The 17,330-nt window shown below is 69.3% G+C and carries 14 protein-coding genes; 6 read left to right on the top strand and 8 right to left on the bottom strand.

The annotated features are described in order from the left end of the window. Positions 1–104: 104 nt before the first annotated feature. Positions 105–2,000, bottom strand: coding sequence for an ATP-binding cassette domain-containing protein (locus ABB33_RS10470; RefSeq protein WP_056932060.1), 1,896 nt, complete (start codon positions 1,998–2,000; stop codon positions 105–107). A 24-nt stretch (positions 2,001–2,024) separates the two neighbouring features. Continuing rightward, the gene (locus ABB33_RS10465) at positions 2,025–2,930 is read right to left on the bottom strand and encodes a LysR family transcriptional regulator (protein ID WP_056932059.1); all 906 of its coding nucleotides are present in this window, start codon (positions 2,928–2,930) and stop codon (positions 2,025–2,027) included. A 97-nt stretch (positions 2,931–3,027) separates the two neighbouring features. On the opposite strand from ABB33_RS10465, the gene ABB33_RS10460 reads away from it, so the two are divergent. Together ABB33_RS10460 and dbpA are read left to right on the top strand one after the other, a co-directional pair. Beyond that, the gene (locus ABB33_RS10460) at positions 3,028–4,083 is read left to right on the top strand and encodes a YeiH family protein (RefSeq protein WP_056932058.1); all 1,056 of its coding nucleotides are present in this window, start codon (positions 3,028–3,030) and stop codon (positions 4,081–4,083) included. 62 nt (positions 4,084–4,145) lie between these two features. Beyond that, positions 4,146–5,522 carry an ATP-dependent RNA helicase DbpA gene (gene dbpA, locus ABB33_RS10455; RefSeq protein ID WP_054665301.1) on the top strand — a complete coding sequence of 459 codons (1,377 nt, stop codon included), beginning with the start codon at positions 4,146–4,148 and terminating at the stop codon, positions 5,520–5,522. Between the two features lie 61 nt (positions 5,523–5,583). Here the strand turns inward: dbpA and ABB33_RS10450 are convergent, their stop codons facing one another. From ABB33_RS10450 to ABB33_RS10440, 3 genes are all read right to left on the bottom strand, one after another. Then, entirely contained in the window at positions 5,584–6,114 is a 531-nt protein-coding gene (locus tag ABB33_RS10450; RefSeq protein WP_056932057.1) for an adenine phosphoribosyltransferase, read from the bottom strand. A gap of 23 nt (positions 6,115–6,137) precedes the next feature. Next, positions 6,138–7,694, bottom strand: a complete 1,557-nt coding sequence (locus ABB33_RS10445) for a protein adenylyltransferase SelO (RefSeq protein ID WP_056932056.1) — start codon at positions 7,692–7,694, stop codon at positions 6,138–6,140. 162 nt (positions 7,695–7,856) lie between these two features. Next, positions 7,857–8,066, bottom strand: coding sequence for a cold-shock protein (locus ABB33_RS10440; RefSeq protein WP_054665293.1), 210 nt, complete (start codon positions 8,064–8,066; stop codon positions 7,857–7,859). 316 nt (positions 8,067–8,382) lie between these two features. On the opposite strand from ABB33_RS10440, the gene ABB33_RS10435 reads away from it, so the two are divergent. The 4 genes from ABB33_RS10435 to ABB33_RS10420 all read left to right on the top strand — a co-directional run bounded on the left by ABB33_RS10435 (position 8,383) and on the right by ABB33_RS10420 (position 12,841). Further along, the gene (locus tag ABB33_RS10435; RefSeq protein WP_056932055.1) at positions 8,383–8,856 is read left to right on the top strand and encodes a YaiI/YqxD family protein; all 474 of its coding nucleotides are present in this window, start codon (positions 8,383–8,385) and stop codon (positions 8,854–8,856) included. A 60-nt stretch (positions 8,857–8,916) separates the two neighbouring features. After that, complete coding sequence (locus tag ABB33_RS10430; RefSeq protein WP_054665288.1) at positions 8,917–9,465, top strand: YaeQ family protein; 549 nt, start codon at positions 8,917–8,919, stop codon at positions 9,463–9,465. A 25-nt stretch (positions 9,466–9,490) separates the two neighbouring features. Beyond that, entirely contained in the window at positions 9,491–10,675 is a 1,185-nt protein-coding gene (locus tag ABB33_RS10425) for a BaiN/RdsA family NAD(P)/FAD-dependent oxidoreductase (RefSeq protein ID WP_152985041.1), read from the top strand. Between the two features lie 93 nt (positions 10,676–10,768). Continuing rightward, complete coding sequence (locus ABB33_RS10420) at positions 10,769–12,841, top strand: EAL domain-containing response regulator (RefSeq protein ID WP_056932053.1); 2,073 nt, start codon at positions 10,769–10,771, stop codon at positions 12,839–12,841. A gap of 96 nt (positions 12,842–12,937) precedes the next feature. Here the strand turns inward: ABB33_RS10420 and fabV are convergent, their stop codons facing one another. The 3 genes from fabV to secD all read right to left on the bottom strand — a co-directional run bounded on the left by fabV (position 12,938) and on the right by secD (position 17,277). Then, a complete protein-coding gene (fabV, locus tag ABB33_RS10415; protein WP_054665281.1) occupies positions 12,938–14,200 on the bottom strand; it encodes an enoyl-ACP reductase FabV in 1,263 nt (420 codons plus the stop codon). A gap of 205 nt (positions 14,201–14,405) precedes the next feature. Then, positions 14,406–15,374 (bottom strand): protein translocase subunit SecF, encoded by a 969-nt coding sequence (gene secF / locus ABB33_RS10410; protein ID WP_056932052.1) that lies wholly within the window; start codon positions 15,372–15,374, stop codon positions 14,406–14,408. 61 nt (positions 15,375–15,435) lie between these two features. Next, complete coding sequence (secD, locus tag ABB33_RS10405; protein WP_056932051.1) at positions 15,436–17,277, bottom strand: protein translocase subunit SecD; 1,842 nt, start codon at positions 17,275–17,277, stop codon at positions 15,436–15,438. Positions 17,278–17,330 lie beyond the last annotated feature (53 nt).

The raw sequence follows: 17,330 nt of genomic DNA, 5'->3' as shown, positions 1-17,330 counted from the left end.
CATGGGGGAAACCGGGGAAGCGCGCCATCCGGCCGCGGCGCTTCCCGCGGCGATTGTCACATGGGCCACGGGCGCCGCCACGCGGCATGCCCGGGCCTGCCCGCTCAGCCGTCCAGCTCTTCCCAGCGCGCGTAGGCCGCGTCCAGTTCGGCCTGCACCCTGGCCAGCTGCTGCGTGTGCGCGGTGACCTCGGCGCTGGAGCGGGTGTAGAACGCCGGATCGTTCATCGCACCGGTCAGGCCTTCCACGTCGCGCTCCAGCTGCTCGATCCTGGCCGGCAGCTGCTCCAGCTCGCGGGCATCCTTGAAGCTGAGCTTGCGCCTGGCCGGCGCCGCCTCGGCCACCGCCGCCGCCACCGGTTTCGCGGCCGGCACCGCCGTGGCCGAGGCCCTGGCCACGGCCATGCCGTTCTGCGCCGGTGGCGGGCGCTGGCGCAGCGAATCGGTATAGCCGCCGACGTAGTCGCCGACCCGGCCCTCGCCTTCCAGCACCAGGGTGGAGGTGACCACGTTGTCGAGGAAATCGCGGTCGTGGCTGACCAGCAGCAGGGTGCCGGTGTAGTCGCCCAGCAGCTCTTCCAGCAGCTCCAGGGTTTCCACGTCCAGGTCGTTGGTCGGTTCGTCCATCACCAGCAGGTTGGACGGCTGCGCGAACAGCTTGGCCAGCAGCAGGCGGTTGCGCTCGCCGCCGGACAGCCGGGTGATCGGCGCGCGCGCCCGTTCCGGGGTGAACAGGAAATCCTGCAGGTAGGCATGCACGTGCTTGCGCTTGCCGTTGAGATCGATGAAGTCGGCACCTTCGGCCACGTTCTCGATCGCGCTCCAGTCCTCGCGCAGGGTGGCGCGGTACTGGTCGAAGTAGGCGATCTGCAGGTTGGTGCCCTGGCGCACCTCGCCACGATCCGGCTGCAGCTCGCCCAGCAGCAGCTTGAGCAGGGTGGTCTTGCCGCTGCCGTTGGGGCCGATCAGGCCGATGCGGTCGCCGCGCATGATCGTGGTCGAGAAGTCCCTGATCATCACCCGCTCGCCGAAGGCGAAGCTGACGTCCTTGACGTCGATGACCTTCTTGCCGGAGTTCTCGCCCGCGGCCGCTTCCAGGCGCACGTTGCCGCCCAGCTCGCGGCGCTGGCCACGCTCCATGCGCATGGCCTTGAGCCTGCGCACGCGGCCCTCGTCGCGGGTGCGGCGGGCCTTGATGCCCTGCCGGATCCACACTTCCTCCTGGGCCAGCAGCTTGTCGAAGCGCGCATTCTCCTGCGCCTGGGCGTTGAGGCGCTCCTCGCGGCGGCGCTCGTAGTTGTCCCAGTCGCCCGGCCAGCTGGTCACCTGGCCACGGTCGATCTCGACGATGCGGGTGGCCAGTGCGCGCAGGAAGCGGCGGTCGTGGGTGACGAACACCACGCAGCCGTTCCAGCCCTTGAGGAAGCCCTCGAGCCAGTCGATGGCCTCGATGTCCAGGTGGTTGGTCGGCTCGTCCAGCAGCAGCACGTCCGGCCCGGCCACCAGCGCACGCGCCAGCAGCACGCGGCGCTTCATGCCGCCGGACAGGCGCCCGAACTCGGCATCGCCGTCCAGCTCCAGCTTGGTCAGGGTTTCGGAAACGCGCTGGTCCAGCGCCCAGCCGTCGGCCGCGTCGATCCTGGCCTGCACCTTGCCCATGGCGTCGCCGTCGAAGGTTTCGGCATGGCTCAGGCGGTGGAACTCGGCCAGCCAGTGGCCAAGCTCGCCGAGGCCATCGGCGACGACGTCGAACACGCTGCCGGAAGCGCCATGCGGCACCTCCTGCTCCAGGCGGGTGACGCGCACGCCCTGCTGGACGCGCACCTCGCCGTCGTCCGGCTTCAGTTCGCCGGCCATCAGTTTCATCAGGGTGGATTTGCCGGCGCCGTTGCGGCCGATCAGGGCGATGCGCTCGCCACTTTCGATCGACAGTTCGGCTTTTTCCAGCAACAACGGGCCGCCGACGCTGTAGTCGACGTTCTGCAGGGTGATCAAAGGCATGCGCGCATTGTACGGGAGCCGCGCTCAGGCGTCGGCGAACACACCTTCATCCAGCGCCAGCAGGCGGCGCAGACTGGCCGCCACCCGCTTGCCGGGGTGCCGCACCAGCCACAGCTGGCGGCGCAGCGGCGGCAGCGGCGTGGCCAGTTCATGCAGCCGCCCCAGCGCGACCAGGTCGGTCACCGCATGCCGCGACAGGCACGCCAGCCCGAGCCCGGCCACCGCGCCCTGTTTGATCGCCTCGGTACCGCCGAGCTGGAGCACTTCGGAAAAACCATGCAGGTGCGGCAGCAGCGCCTGCTCGGCCGCCTCGCGGGTGCCGGAACCGGGCTCGCGCAGCAGCCAGCAGGCGCCGCGCAGCTGCGCCATGTCGGCACCGGCGCGCAGCGCCGCCGCCTGCCGGTGGCGATCGCCGAACACGATGACCAGTTCGTCCTCGCGCCAGGCCGCCACGTCCAGCCCCGGTTCGTGGCACGGGCCCTCGATCAGGCCGATGTCCACCTCCAGCCGCTGCACCGCACTGGCGACTTCGCGGGTATTGCCGATCACCAGGTCGACCCGCGCATGGTCGTTGCCATCGCGCAGGTCGGCGATGCGCGCCGGCATCAGGTAGTTGCCGATGGTGGTGCTGGCCCCCACCCGCCAGCGCACCGGGGCGGTGGCCTCGCCGCCCCCGCGGTAGCGGCGTTCGATGTCCTCCGTGGCCGCCAGCAGGGCGCGCGCCTCGGGCAGCAGCGCGCGGCCATGGCCGTTGAGCACCAGCCGTCGGCCGACGCGGTCGAACACGGCAAGCCCGAGCAGGTGCTCCAGCTCGCCCAGCGCCGCGCTCACCGCCGATTGCGACAGACCGATGGTGTCCCCGGCGGCAGTGGTGGTTCCGGTCTCGGCGATGGCGGAGAAGATCTGCAGCTGGCGCAGGGAAAGACGCATTAATTACCCATAAAACAGGTTGTTCATACGAATATAATCCGTTTTACAGGTGATTGGCGCGGAATCAGGATGGGCCATCCCCTGATGATCCACCGTCATGAACACCGTCACACACAGGCAGGCCAGCGCCCGCCCGCCGCGTCTCCCCGGCCTGCTGCTTACCGCCGCCATCGCCGCCCTCGCCCTCTGGCTGGGCACCGTGCCGTGGCTCCAGGCCCATGGCATCGGCGCGCTGACACTGGCCATCGTGATCGGCATCGTCGTCGGCAATACCGTCTACCCCACGTTCGCGCCGCGGGTGGCAACCGGCGTCGGCGTCTCCAAGGCCACCGTGCTGCGCGCGGGCATCGTCCTCTACGGCCTGCGGCTGACCGTGCAGGACATCGGCCAGGTCGGCGCCGCCGGGGTGCTGATCGACGCGCTGGTACTGTGCTCCACCTTCGCCCTGGCGTGGTGGCTGGGCACCCGCGTACTCGGGCTGGAGCGCAACACCGCGCTGCTGATCGGCGCCGGCAGTTCCATCTGCGGCGCCGCGGCGGTGATGGCCGCCGAGCCGGTGGTCAAGGGCCGGGCCGAACAGGTCGCCATCGCCGTGGCCACGGTGGTCGTGTTCGGCACCCTGGCGATGTTCCTGTACCCGCTGCTGTACCGGTGGGGCGTGCATGCCGGCTGGATGCCGCTGGACGACACCGGCTACGGCGTGTTCACCGGCTCCACCGTGCACGAAGTGGCGCAGGTGGTGGCCGCCGGCCGCGCCGTCAGCCAGCCGGCCGCCGATGCCGCGGTCATCGCCAAGATGGTGCGGGTGATGATGCTGGCGCCGTTCCTGGTCGGCCTGTCGGCACTGCTGGCGCGCGGCGGCAACGACGGCAACCGCCAGCGCTCGGCGATCACGGTGCCCTGGTTCGCCTTCGGCTTCATCGCCATGGTCGGCTTCAACTCGCTGCAGCTGCTGCCCGCCGGGCTGGTCGCCACCCTGGTCGAGCTGGACACCGCGCTGCTGGCGATGGCGATGGCCGCGCTGGGCCTGACCACCCATGCCTCGGCCCTGCGCCAGGCCGGCCCCAGGCCGATGCTGCTGGCCGCGCTGCTGGCCGCCTGGCTGGTGGGCGGCGGCCTGCTGATCAACCTCGCGGTACGCGCCCTGTGCTGAACCCGCCGCGCCGCGACGGCAGCCGGAGCGGCACGGCCTGCCGGCATCTGCGAAAATACGGCATGACCGATTTCTCCTCGTTGCCGCTGATCCCGGCCCTCGCACCCGGCATCGATGCGCTGGGCTATACCACCATGACGCCGGTGCAGGCACTGGGCCTGCCGCCGATCCTGGAGGGACGCGACGTGATCGCCCAGGCCCCCACCGGCAGCGGCAAGACCGCCGCCTTCGGCCTGGGCCTGCTGAACCGGCTCGACCCGGCCACCATCCGTACCCAGGCGCTGGTGCTGTGCCCTACCCGCGAACTGGCCGACCAGGTCGGCAGGCAGCTGCGCAAACTGGCCACCGGCATCCCCAACCTCAAGCTGCTGGTACTGACCGGCGGCGTGCCGCTGGGCCCGCAGCTGGCCTCGCTGGAGGCGCACGACCCGCAGGTGGTGGTGGGCACGCCCGGCCGCGTGCAGGAACTGGCGCGCAAGCGCGCGCTCAACCTCGGCCAGGTGCGCAGCTTCGTCCTCGACGAGGCCGACCGCATGCTCGACATGGGCTTCGAGGAGCCCATCCGCGAGATCGCCGGGCGCACCCACAAGGAGCGGCAGAGCCTGCTGTTCTCGGCCACGTTCCCCGATGCCATCCGCGAACTGGCGCGCGCCCTGCTCAATGACCCGGTGGAAGTCACCATCGACGGCCAGCAGGAAGCCCCGGCGATCCAGCACCTGTTCTTCGAGGTCGAGCCGGCGCACCGGCAGAAGGCGCTCGCCGGGCTGCTGCTCAGGTACACGCCCGAATCGGCGGTGGTGTTCTGCAACACCCGCAAGGACGTGGACGAGGTGGCCAATTCGCTGCGCCAGTTCGGCTTCTCGGCGCTGGCCCTGCATGGCGACATGGAACAGCGCGACCGCGACGAGGTCCTGCTGCAGTTCGCCAACCGCAGCTGCAACGTACTGGTCGCCAGTGACGTGGCCGCGCGCGGCCTGGACGTGGAAGACCTGGCGGCGGTGGTCAACTACGAGATGCCCAGCGACCTGGACACCTACCGTCACCGCGTCGGCCGCACCGCCCGCGCCGGCCGCCGCGGCCTGGCGCTGAGTCTGGTCGCCGGACGCGAGCGCCACCGCGCCGATGCGCTGGAAACCGACCAGGGCACCGCCCTGGACTGGCAGAAGACCCCACTGGCCACCGCGCGCCCGGCACAGCTGCCGCAGGCGGCGATGACCACGCTGCGGATCGATGGCGGCAAGACCGACAAGCTGCGCGCCGGCGACATCCTCGGCGCGCTCACCGGTGACGCCGGGCTGTCGGCCAAGGCCATCGGCAAGATCGACATCTTCCCCACCCGCTCCTACGTGGCCATCGCCCGCGAGCAGGCCGGCAAGGCGATCGCGCGGCTGGAAGCCGGCAGGATCAAGGGCAAGCGCTTCCGCGTGCGCAGGATGTGATGCCGGGCGCCGGGTTTCAGCGCCCGGCGCGCACCGCGGCGCCGGAGTGCAGGCGCCGCGTTCAGTACGCCAGCGTGGCCTGCAGCGGCAGGCCGTCGGGCCAGCGTTGACGCCCGCCCAGGCCGTCCAGTTCCACCAGCACCGCCGCCCCGAGCACCTCGGCCTCGAGCCGGCGCGCCAGCAGCAGCGCCGCGGCCAGCGTACCGCCGGTGGCCAGCACGTCGTCGATCAGCAGCACCCGGGTCCCCGGGGCGATGGCGCCGGCACGCACCTCGATGCGGTCGCTGCCGTATTCCAGCGCGTACTCCTGCGCCAGGGTGGCGCCGGGCAGCTTGCCCGGCTTGCGCACCGGCACGAAGCCGGCGCCCAGTTCCAGGGCCAGCGCGGCGCCAAGGATGAAGCCGCGCGCTTCCACGCCCAGCACGGCCTGCACGCCGGCAGCGCGCCACGGGTCGGCCATCGCCGCAACCGCGGCGCGGAAGCCATCGGCATCGGCCAGCAGCGGGGTGATGTCCTTGAAACGGATACCGGGCCGGGGGAAGTCGGCCACGTCGCGGATCGCGCCGGCCCAATGGGGATAGGGGTTGGTCATGGGGTCACTGGAAATGGAAGGAATCAGGAACTGCACGACAGCATGGAGCAGCCGGCGCGCGCACGTGCCCAGTCCGGGCGCCGGCAGGCGAACGCCTCGCGGCCGGGCTGTTCGTCGCAGGGGCGCCGCATCACCTCCAACAGGTCGGTGATGCCGCCGGTGTCGCCCTGCGCGGCGCGATCGATGGCCTGCTGCACCAGCCAGTTGCGCAGCACGTACTTGGGATTGGCCGCCTGCATGACCGCACGCCGCGCGGCATCGTCCAGGCCCGCATCGCGCACGCGTGCGGCATGGCGCCGCAGCCAGTCCAGCAGGTCCGGCATCACCCGTTCGCGGCGCTCCGGGGAATAGAACGCCGCCTCCAGCGCAGCCGCATCCGGCCGCTGCGGGTCGACGTCGGGCAGCGCACGGAACGCCAGGGTCATGTCCATCTCGCCCGCGTGCAGCAGCTCCCGGAACCGCGCCATGAGCGCATCGTCGCCCTGCCGGTATTCGCCCAGGCCGAGCTTGGCGACCAGATGGGCGCGTTCGTCGGCCGCGTAACGCGCCTGGAACGCATCCAGCCCGGCCTGCAGCGGCGCCGCGTCGGCGAACAGCGGCGACAGCGCCTGCGCCAGCCGGACCAGGTTCCAGTACGCCACCTGCATCTGCGTGCCGAAACGGTAGCGGCGGCCCTGTGCGTCGGTGGTATTCGGCGTCCAGTCCGGGTCGTAGTCCTCGATCCAGCCATACGGGCCGTAATCCAGGGTCAGGCCGAGCACGGACATGTTGTCGGTGTTCATCACCCCATGCACAAAGCCCACCCGCATCCAGTGCGCGACCATCGCCGCGGTGCGGGTGCAGACCTCGGCGAACCAGTCGGCCTGGCGCGAAGCGCCGGGCGCCAGATGCGGGAAATCGCGGTCGATGCAGAAATCCACCCAGCGCCGCAGCAGCGCCACGTCACCGCGTGCGGACGGCAGTTCGAAGCTGCCGAAACGGATGAACGAGGGCGCCACCCGGCATACCACCGCCCCCGGTTCGTCGCCCGGATGACCGTCGTAGAACATGTCGCGCACCACCGCCTCGCCGGTGGCGACCAGGCTCAGGGCCCGCGTGGTCGGCACCCCGAGGTGGTGCATGGCTTCCGAACACAGGAATTCGCGGATCGACGAGCGCAGCACCGCGCGGCCATCGGCCCCGCGCGAGTACGGCGTCGGCCCCGCGCCCTTGAGCTGCAGCTCCCAGCGCCGGCCATCGGCCAGCAGCTCGCCGAGCGAGATGGCGCGGCCGTCGCCCAGCTGCCCGGCCCAGTGCCCGAACTGGTGCCCGCCGTAGTTCGCCGCCCATGGCTGCATGCCGTCGTACAACGCGTTGCCGGCGAACACCGCGGCGAAGTCCGGCGCCTGTACGGCCGCGCCGTCGAAACCCAGCATCGCCGCCACGTCCGGCGCATGCGCCAGCAACCGCGGCGCCGCCACCGGGCCAGGCATGACCTGCGACCAGGCCGCGCCCGGCACCTCGCGCCGGCGCGATCCGGTTTCGGCATCGCCGGGCAGTTCGCGCAGGAAACGGTTGTCGAATTTCAGCCGCGGGGTCATTGCCAGGATGTGGGGACGGGGGGCGATGTCACAAGCTACGGTACCCGGCCCCAGCGCCGAACACGGGCATGCAAGGCGCCGGCGCGGCGGGCGGACACAAACAAAAACGCCGGAAGCTTTCGCTTCCGGCGTCGTGGCGACCTTGCGGTTGCTGGGGCTGGATTACAGCGCCTGCACCTGGTCAGCCTGCATGCCCTTCTGGCCCTGCACGGCGACGAAGGTCACCTTCTGGCCTTCCTGCAGCGACTTGAAGCCGGTGCCCTGGATGGCGCGGAAGTGCACGAACAGGTCGGGGCCGCTTTCCGGGGTGATGAAACCAAAACCCTTGGCATCGTTGAACCACTTCACCGTGCCGGTCTGACGCTCAGACATTACAAACTCCTGGAACTATTGATTGGAAATCGCAGCCACCGGGGATCGGGGCCGAGACTGAGTTGCAGGCGTTGGTAAAACGGAACGATGAGCGGATCGGTGAGATCAGCTGCATCAGGCCACGATTCACGGTGACCCTTGCAAGCACAGTGGGGCGAAAGATACGCGGCTTTCCGGCAAAAAGCGACAAATACCGCATTCATCCGCACCGAAACCCCGCTTCCCGGCAACAATCCCGCTAAATTCATTGGCTTGGCGCACCACACGGGTACGCATGCAGCCGCCACCGGGCCGCGCAGCGGCTAGACTGCGCGGCATGGAATCCCCCCTTGCCGCCCCCTCCCCCCGTATCTGGGTGGACGCCGACGCCTGCCCGGCGGTCATCCGCGACATCCTGTACCGCGCCGCCGAACGTACCCGGATCGAAGTGATCCTGGTCGCCAACCGCTGGCTGCAGACGCCCTCCTCGCGCTTCATCCGCGCCATGCAGGTCGCCGGCGGCCCGGACGTGGCCGATGACGCCATCGCCGAACGCGTCGCCGCCGGCGACCTGGTCGTCACCCAGGACATCCCGCTGGCCGCGCGGGTGCTGGCCAAAGGCGCCGCGGCGCTGGACCCGCGCGGCGTGCCGTTCAGCCCCGACAGCATCGCCCAGCGCCTGTCGATACGCGACTTCATGGCCGAACTGCGCGGCGCGGGCGTGCAGACCGGCGGCCCGCCCAGCCTGCACGCGCGCGACCGCCAGGCGTTCGCCGCGCGCCTGGACCAGTGGCTGGCACGGCAACGCTGAAGCAGCGCCCGCCGCGGCTGCGCCCGCGCAGTAGAATGGCGGTCTTTGCCCCGTGATCCCATGGCCCTTACCGCCACCATCCGCAAGGCCGAGCTGCAGATCAGCGACATGGACCGCGGCTACTACGCGACCCACCACCTGACCCTGGCCCAGCATCCCTCCGAAACCGACGAGCGCCTGATGGTGCGCCTGCTCGCCTTCGCATTGAACGCCGACGACCGCCTGGAGTTCGGCCGCGGCCTGAGCACCGACGACGAACCGGACCTGTGGCAGCACGACTACACCGGCGACATCCTGCAGTGGATCGACCTGGGCCACCCCGACGAATCGCGGGTGCGCAAGGCGTGCAACCGCAGCCGCCAGGTGCAGGTGATCAACTACGGCGGCAACGCCTCGGACATCTGGTGGCACAAGCAGGGCAAGGGCCTGGCCCGGTTCGGCAATCTCTCGGTGGTGGACCTGGACGCCGGCTTCGTCGAGCGCTGGGGGCAGCAGATCCAGCGGGCGATGCGCTGGAGCGTGCTGATCCAGGACGGCGAGCTGCAGATCCTCAACGACCAGGTCCAGCTCGACGTCACCCCTGCCTGGCGCAAGCGCGCGACGGCTTGAGCGCGCGGTGGCGATGAATCCGGGCATGACGCCCCAGCACTGCGACGTCCTGGTGATCGGCGCCGGTGCCGCCGGGTTGATGTGCGCGCTCACCGCCGGCCGCCGCGGTCGCGTCGTGCAGGTGATCGACCATGCCAACAAGCCGGGCAAGAAGATCCTGATGTCCGGCGGCGGGCGCTGCAATTTCACCAATACCGGCACCAGCGCCGCCAACTTCATTTCCGCCAACCCGCATTTCTGCAAATCGGCGCTGGCCCGCTACACCCCGGCCGATTTCATCGAAATGGTGGAACGGCACCGCATCGCCTGGCACGAGAAGGAACTGGGGCAGCTGTTCTGCGACATCTCCTCCAAGCTGATCGTGCGCATGCTGCTGGACGAATGCCAGCAGGCGGCGGTGCGCATCCGCACCGACTGCGCGGTGGAGGGCATCGAGCGCGGCGCCGACGGCTTCCGCGTGCGCACCGGCCACGGCCTGTTCCACTGCGCTTCGCTGGTGATCGCCAGCGGCGGCCTGTCCATTCCCAGCATAGGCGCCAGCGGCTTCGGCTACGAGGTCGCGCGCCAGTTCGGCCACGCGGTGCTGCCCACCCGCGCCGGGCTGGTTCCGCTCACCCTCAGCGGCAGGCACCAGGAACGGCTGGCCGACCTCAGCGGCGTGGCGCTGCCGGTCGAGGCGCGCTGCAACGGGCAGGCGTTCCGCAACTTCATGCTGCTCACCCACCGCGGGGTCAGCGGCCCGGCGATCCTGCAGATCTCCTCGTACTGGCAGCCCGGCGACGACCTGCGCCTGGACCTGCTGCCGGGCCACGACCCACTGCAGTGGCTGCGCGACATGAAGCGCGAGCGCGGCGCCTCGGAGCTGCGCACGGTACTGGCCGAGGTCATGCCCAAGCGGATGGCGCAGCGCCTGTGCGAGCACTGGCTGCCGGACCGGCCGGTGCGCCAGCTCGACGAGCCGCAGCTGAAGCAGGCCGCGGCGCTGCTGGGCGATTTCCCGCTGGTGGCCAGCGGCACCGAGGGCTACCGCACCGCGGAAGTGACCCTGGGCGGGGTGGATACACACCAGGTGTCGTCCTCGACCCTGGAGTCGCGGCAGGTACCGGGGCTGTATTTCGTCGGCGAGGTGCTGGACGTGACCGGCTGGCTGGGCGGCTACAACTTCCAGTGGGCCTGGGCCTCCGGGCACGCGGCCGGACAGGCGGCCTGAAGCCGGCGCAGGAACCGCGTCACAGCCAAGCGATCAACGCATGGACGGCACCGCGGCCATGTTGTATTAAACCCGGTCAGAGGGGAGTCCCGAATGCAGAACGGCAAAGAATCAACCCTGCGCCTGCTGATCGTCGACGACAGCGCCGAGAACGCCGAGGCGATCGTCAGCACCTTGCGCAACAGCGGCATCGCCGTCCGTCCATTCCGGCCGCAGGCGCCGGCGGAACTGGTGGAGATCCTGTCCAGCCAGAGCATCGACCTGGTGCTGTGCGCGCCCTCGCAGGTGATTCCGCAGCTGCTGCTCAGCCAGCAGATCGCCGCCAGCGGCAAGGACATCCCGATGATCGGGCTGGCCGACCAGGTCGACGAACGGATGCTGGTGGAATCGGGCGCCAATGGCATCCGCGCCATTGCCCTGCGCCATCGCCCCGAGCACCTGCTGGCGGTCGTGCGCAACGAATGGACCGACCTGCAGGCGCGCCGCGGCCTGCGCCGGATCGAGGCGCAGATGCGCGAGACCGAGCGCCGCTGCGACGCGCTGATCGCCTCTTCGCGCGACCCGATCGCCTACATCCACGAAGGCATGCACATCCGCGCCAACGAGGCCTACCTGGAGATGTTTGGCTACGACACGTTCGAGGACGTGGAAGGCATCTCGCTGCTGGACATGGTCGCGCCGCAGCACGTGGAGGATTTCAAGCAGCTGCTCAAGGCGCTGGGCAAGGGCGAGCCGCCGCCACCGCAGTACGAAGTGCACGCGCGCAACCAGGACGGCGACAGCTTCCCGGCGACGATGGAGTTCACCGCCGCCACCTACGAGGGCGAATCCTGCTTCCAGGTGGTGTTCCGCCGCCGCGAGGAATTCGATCCCGAGCTGGCGCGCGAGGTCGAGGAGCTGCGCCAGCGCGACCAGGTCACCGGCCTGCTCAACCGCCCCACCTTCATGGTGCACCTGGAAAACGCCGTGGCCCAGGTCAGCCGCAGCGATGGCCAGTACGGCTTCCTGCTGGTGGAGCCGGATCACTACGCGCGGCTGCTGCCCGACATCGGCCTGGACTCGGCCGACGCGCTGGTCGCCGCGCTGGGCCAGCACCTTGCCGCCACGCTCGGCGACGGCCTGTCGGTCGCCCGCTTCGGCGAGCACAGCTTCGCGATCCTCGCCCAGGGCGATTACGCGCACACCATGGGGCTGGCCGAGCGCGTGCGCGGCGCCTTCGCCTCGCACGTGTTCAGCATCGGCGCGCGCTCGGCGACGGTCACCGTCAGCATCGGCGGCGTGCAGGTCGGCGAGAAGATCGCCAGCGTCGGCCAGGTGCTGGCGCGCGCCAGCGACTGCATCCGCACCGCGACCGAGCTCGGCGGCAACACGGTCAAGGTCTTCGACCCGGGCGCCGCCGACCGCGTCGAGGAAGAGCGCATCCAGCGCTGGGTGGAGCTGATGCGCGGCGCGCTGGAAGGCGACGGCTTCCAGCTGCGCTTCCGCCCGGTCATCAACCTCATGGGCGAGGCGATCCAGCTGTACGACACCTCGCTGCAGCTGCGCAACAACAACGAGATGGTCGGGCCCTCGACCTTCCTGCCGATCGCCGAGGACCAGGGCCTGCTGGCGCCGATCAACCGCTGGGTGGTCGGGCATGCGATCCAGGCGCTGGGCGAACGCCGCCGTGCCGGCCATCGCACCCACATGATGGTGCGGATCACGCCCGAATCGTTCTCCGATCCGCAGCTGCTGGCGGTGATCCGCGACGGCCTGCAGGCCGAGGGCGTGTCCGGCGACCAGTTGTGGCTGCAGGTTCCCGAGGCCAAGGTGTTCACCCACCTGCGCAACGCCCAGCAGTTCCTGGCCGCGGTCGCGGCGCTGGGCTGCAAGGTCGGGCTGGAGCAGTTCGGTTCCGGTCTGGATTCGTTCCAGTTGCTGGCCCACTTCCACCCGGGCTTCCTCAAGCTGGACAGCAGCTTCACCGCCGACCCGGCGCTGGCCCGCGAGCAGTTGCCCAAGATCCAGGAAATCACCGCCCGCGCGCAGTCGCAGGACATCCGCACCATCGCCGAGTTCGTCTCGGATGCGGCGACGATGAGCCTGTTGTTCAGTTCCGGGGTGGATTACGTGCAGGGCGATTTCGTCGGCGCGGCCGGCCCCGAGATGAACTTCGATTTCGGCTGACGCCAGGCCGGGCGCGCATACCCGGCATCGAGTGGCGCGCGGGGGCACGCCCGCTACAGACGCAAAGGCCGGCGTGGACGCCGGCCTTTGCGCATATCAGGTCAGATCGACCAGGTTCTCGATCTTCACGTCCGGGTTGACGTCGGCGTCGTAATCCACGCCGTCGATGCCGAAGCCGAACAGGCGCAGGAAATCGGCCTTGTAACCGGCCAGGTCGCTGATCTCGTACAGGTTCTCGTTGCTGACCTGCGGCCACAGCGCGACCACCCTGCCCTGCACCTCCGGCGCCATCTCCTTGTAGTCGGCGCGCAGGCGGCCTTCGTCGTCGACCAGGGCGATGCTGCGCCCCTTGCCGTCGACCAGCGCGGGACGGATATGGTCGGCCGCATTGGCGCCGCCCTGCGGACCGTTGTAGAGGATGTCGTACAGGGTATCGAGCTGCTCGATGCAGCCTTCGTGGGTGCCCTCTTCCTTCATCACCTTGAACAGCAGCGACAGGTACAGCGGCATGGTCGGGATCGCCGAGCTGGCCTGGGTGACCACCGCCTTGAGCACCGACACGCGTGCATCGCCGCCGATGCCCTGCAGGCTGGCGCGGATGTCCTTGACCTTGGCGTCCAGGTCCTTCTTGGCGGCGCCGATGGAGCCGTTCCAGTAGATCGCCTGGGTGATTTCCTCGCCGACATAGGTGAACGCGGTGGTGGTCGCGCCCGGCGCCAGCACGCCGGCTTCCAGCAGCGCATCGATCCACATCTGCCAGTCCTCGCCACCCATCACCTGCACGGTGCCGGCGATTTCCTCGGCGCTGGCCGGCTGCAGGGTGGTCTCGGTCAGCACTTCCTTGTCGGTATCCAGCCCGCGCAGGGTGATCGGCTCGCCGATCGGCTTGAGCGTGGAGCTGATGACCTCGCCGGTCTTCGGGTGCTTGCGGCGCGGCGACGCCAGGCTGTAGACCACCTGGTCCACCTGGCCCAGGTCGGCCTTGATGATCTCGATCACCTTGGCCTTGACCTCGTCGGAGAACGCATCGCCGTTGACGCTGCGCGCGTACAGGCCGGCCTGGTGGGCGTACTTCTCGAATGCGGCCGAGTTGTACCAGCCGGCCGTGCCCGGCTTGCTCTCGCTGCCCGGGCGCTCGAAGAACACGCCCAGCGTGGCGGCGTCGCTGCCGAAGGCGGCCTTGATGCGCGCGGCCAGGCCGTAGCCGGTGGAAGCGCCGATCACCAGCACCTTCTTCGGGCCGTGGGCGAGCCTGGGCTGCGCCTTGATGTAGTCGATCTGTTCCTTGACCGCCGCGTCGCAGCCGGCCGGATGGGTGGTGACGCAGATGAAGCCGCGCACACGCGGTTTGATGACCATGGAAACCTCGGTTGGATGCGGGAAAACAGCGCCGCGGCACACGCCGGGCAGGCGCCGAACCGCGAGGATCGTAGTGTGCGCCCGCAGTGAAAACAACCGACGCCACCGCATGGAACGGCGGCGGCGGCAGGGCCGCGGCACCGATGGCGCAAAAGAAAAGAGCCGCGCGGTGCGCGGCTCTTTTCCCGAACAGGCGCGGCCGGACTTACGGGCGGCGCGCCAGTTCCTCGACGTCCTTGGCCTTGGGCAGCAGGTCCTGCTTGGAGACCTTGAACGGCCCGATGCTCAGCAGCGGGACGGCCACGATGATCGACGACACCACCACGATCACCGCGCCCACCATGTGGGTTTCGGCCAGGCCTTCCATCGACTCGCCGCCGTACAGGTACAGCGCCAGCGCCGACAGGAAGAACAGCACCGCGGTGATCACCGTACGCGACAGCGTCTGGTTGATCGAGCGGTTCAGCACCTCCAGCGGTTCCACGCGCAGGCTGCGGAAGTTCTCGCGCACGCGGTCGAACACCACGATGATGTCGTTGATCGCGAAACCCATCACCGACAGCATGCCGGCCAGCACGGTCAGGTCGAACTCGCGGCCCAGCAGCGACATGTAGGCCACGGTCAGGATCAGGTCGAAGAACGCGGTCAGGCTGGCCACCATCGCGAACTTCCACTCGAAGCGCGCGGCGATGTAGATCAGGAAGCCGATCACCATGAACAGCGTCGCGTAGATGCCGTTCATGACCAGGTCCTTGCCGACCTGCGGGCCGACGAACTCGCCCGGCTGCGTGGTGGCCACGTTGTCGGCCGTGCTGATCGCGGCACCCACCTTCTCGGCGACCTTCTGCGCGGCATCGGCGGCGTTGTTGTGCTCGCCTTCGGGCGGCAGGCGGATCATCAGGTCGTTGCCGCCGCCCACGCTCTGCACCTGGGCGTTCTCGAAGCCGGCCGTGGCCAGGCGTTCGCGCACCGCTTCGACATCGACGCTCTTCTCGAAGTGGGTGCGCACCACGGTGCCGCCGGTGAACTCCAGCGCGTAGTTGAAGCCCTTGAAACCGATGATGGCCAGCGACACCAGCAGCAGCGCCACCATCAACGCAAGCACCGGCTTGCGATGGCGCATGAAGTCGATGTTGGTGTCGTTCGGGACGATGTGGAGCGGAAATAGTTTCATGCAGGGATTTTCCTTTAAAAACCCGCGCACGCATGCACGGGCTTTCGCGAAGGGATTCGCGTCAGATCGCCACGGACTGGAGCTTGTTGCGACGGCCGTAGATCAGCACCGCCAGCGCGCGCGACACGGTTATCGCGGTGAACATCGAGGCGAAGATGCCGATGATCATGGTCAGCGCGAAGCCCTTCAGCGGGCCGGTACCGAACGCATACAGCGCCACGCCCACGATCAGGCCGGTGAGGTTGGCGTCGAGGATGGTGCCCGAGGCCTTCTCGTAACCGGCGGCGATGGCGGCCTTGCCCGGCATGCCCAGCCGCAGCTCCTCGCGGATTCGCTCGTTGATCAGCACGTTGGCGTCCACCGACAGGCCGACCGACAGCGCCAGGCCGGCGAAGCCCGGCAGGGTCATGGTCGCGCCGAACAGCGACATCACCGCCACCACGATCAGCAGGTTGAACAGCAGCGCCACCGAGGTGATCGCGCCGAACATGCGGTAGTAGACGGTGAAGAACACCAGGGTGAACACGAACGAGAACACCACCGCCTTGACGCCGCGGGCCACGTTCTCCGCACCCAGGCTGGGGCCGATCACGTATTCCTCGACGAAGTCCATCGGCGCGGCCAGCGAACCGGCGCGCAGCAGCTTGGCCAGGTTGTCGGCCTCGGTCTTCTCCAGGCCGGTGGTGATGAAGTTCTTGCCCAGCGGGCTGTTGATGTTGGCCACGGAGATGACTTCTTCCTTGACCCGGAAGCTGCGCACTTCCTTGCCGTCGACCGTGGTCACCTGCGGGATGCGCTCGGTGTAGACCACGGCCATCGGCTTGTTCACGTTGACACTGGTGACGTCGAACATGCGCTGGCCGCCGACGCTGTTGAGCGTGACCGCGACCGCCGGCAGGCCGTTCTGGTCGGTGGACACCTCGGCCTTGACCATCTGGTCGCCGGTGACGATGGTGCGCTTGTTCAGCAGCACCGGCATGCCGCGACGGTCGCGGTACAGGCGCGCTTCCGGCGGGATGCGGCCGCTGGTCATGGCGTCCTGCGCGTTGCCGTCCACCACCAGGCGGTACTCCAGGGTGGCGGTCGCGCCGATCATGCGCTTGGCTTCGGCGGTGTCCTGCACGCCCGGCAGTTCGACCACGATGCGGTCGTCGCCCTGGCGCTGGATGATCGGCTCGGCCACGCCCAGCTCGTTGACGCGGTTGCGCAGGGTGGTCAGGTTCTGCTCGATGGCGCCGGAGGCGATCTGCAGCATCTCGGTCTGCGGCACGCTCACGGTGATGCGCTCGCCGCTGCCCGAGTAGGTCAGGGTCGGCTGCGCCTTGACCAGCGCGGCACGGGCCTTGTCGGCGTCGGCGGCATTGGCCAGCGTCACCTGGATGTCGTTCTCGCCGCGGCGCTCGACCGAACGGTAACCCACCCGGTTGTCGCGCAGCGTGGTGCGGATGTCCTCGGCGAACGCGTCGAAGCGCTTGTCCACGGCGGCCTTCTTGTCCACCTGCAGCGCGAAGTGCACGCCACCGACCAGGTCCAGGCCCAGCACCATCGGCTTGCCGCCGAGCCCGGCCAGCCAGTCCGGCACGGTCGAAGCCAGGTTCAGGGCCACGGTGTAGTTCTCGCCGGCCTTCTCGCGCAGCACGTCGTTGGCGCGGGTCTGGGCGTCGAGCGAACCGAGGCGGACGATCAGGCTCTCGCCTTCCTTCTCCACCGACTTGGGCGTGACCCCGGCCTCGCCCAGCGCCGCGCTGACGCGCTGCTTGAGGGCATCGTCGATCTGCCCGCCGCGGTTGGCGGTGATCTGCACGGACGGGTCCTTCTGGTACACGTTGGGCAGCGCGTACAGCGCGCTGACCGCCAGGACGACCAGGATCAGGAAGTACTTCCAGCGTGGAAATTCAAGCATTGCAGGTTCCTGCGCGACGCCGGTCCCGGCGCCGCGTCATGACGGAAGGGAAA

The sequence above is a fragment of the Stenotrophomonas acidaminiphila genome (assembly GCF_001431595.1).
In the GTDB taxonomy this organism is placed as follows: domain Bacteria; phylum Pseudomonadota; class Gammaproteobacteria; order Xanthomonadales; family Xanthomonadaceae; genus Stenotrophomonas; species Stenotrophomonas acidaminiphila.
The sequence above is the reverse complement of the archived record's forward strand: the minus strand, read 5'-3'. Positions and strand labels throughout refer to the sequence as shown.

What these genes read in the sequence shown, in the direction of transcription:
- ABB33_RS10430 (WP_054665288.1), top strand. Translation starts at nt 8,917, where the DNA reads ATGGCCCTTACCGCCACCATCCGCAAGGCCGAGCTGCAGATCAGCGAC.
- ABB33_RS10420 (WP_056932053.1), top strand. Translation starts at nt 10,769, where the DNA reads ATGCAGAACGGCAAAGAATCAACCCTGCGCCTGCTGATCGTCGACGAC.
- ABB33_RS10435 (WP_056932055.1), top strand. Translation starts at nt 8,383, where the DNA reads ATGGAATCCCCCCTTGCCGCCCCCTCCCCCCGTATCTGGGTGGACGCC.
- dbpA (WP_054665301.1), top strand. Translation starts at nt 4,146, where the DNA reads ATGACCGATTTCTCCTCGTTGCCGCTGATCCCGGCCCTCGCACCCGGC.
- ABB33_RS10440 (WP_054665293.1), bottom strand. Translation starts at nt 8,066, where the DNA reads ATGTCTGAGCGTCAGACCGGCACGGTGAAGTGGTTCAACGATGCCAAG.
- ABB33_RS10445 (WP_056932056.1), bottom strand. Translation starts at nt 7,694, where the DNA reads ATGACCCCGCGGCTGAAATTCGACAACCGTTTCCTGCGCGAACTGCCC.
- ABB33_RS10470 (WP_056932060.1), bottom strand. Translation starts at nt 2,000, where the DNA reads ATGCCTTTGATCACCCTGCAGAACGTCGACTACAGCGTCGGCGGCCCG.
- ABB33_RS10465 (WP_056932059.1), bottom strand. Translation starts at nt 2,930, where the DNA reads ATGCGTCTTTCCCTGCGCCAGCTGCAGATCTTCTCCGCCATCGCCGAG.
- ABB33_RS10425 (WP_152985041.1), top strand. Translation starts at nt 9,491, where the DNA reads ATGACGCCCCAGCACTGCGACGTCCTGGTGATCGGCGCCGGTGCCGCC.
- ABB33_RS10460 (WP_056932058.1), top strand. Translation starts at nt 3,028, where the DNA reads ATGAACACCGTCACACACAGGCAGGCCAGCGCCCGCCCGCCGCGTCTC.
- secD (WP_056932051.1), bottom strand. Translation starts at nt 17,277, where the DNA reads ATGCTTGAATTTCCACGCTGGAAGTACTTCCTGATCCTGGTCGTCCTG.
- fabV (WP_054665281.1), bottom strand. Translation starts at nt 14,200, where the DNA reads ATGGTCATCAAACCGCGTGTGCGCGGCTTCATCTGCGTCACCACCCAT.
- ABB33_RS10450 (WP_056932057.1), bottom strand. Translation starts at nt 6,114, where the DNA reads ATGACCAACCCCTATCCCCATTGGGCCGGCGCGATCCGCGACGTGGCC.
- secF (WP_056932052.1), bottom strand. Translation starts at nt 15,374, where the DNA reads ATGAAACTATTTCCGCTCCACATCGTCCCGAACGACACCAACATCGAC.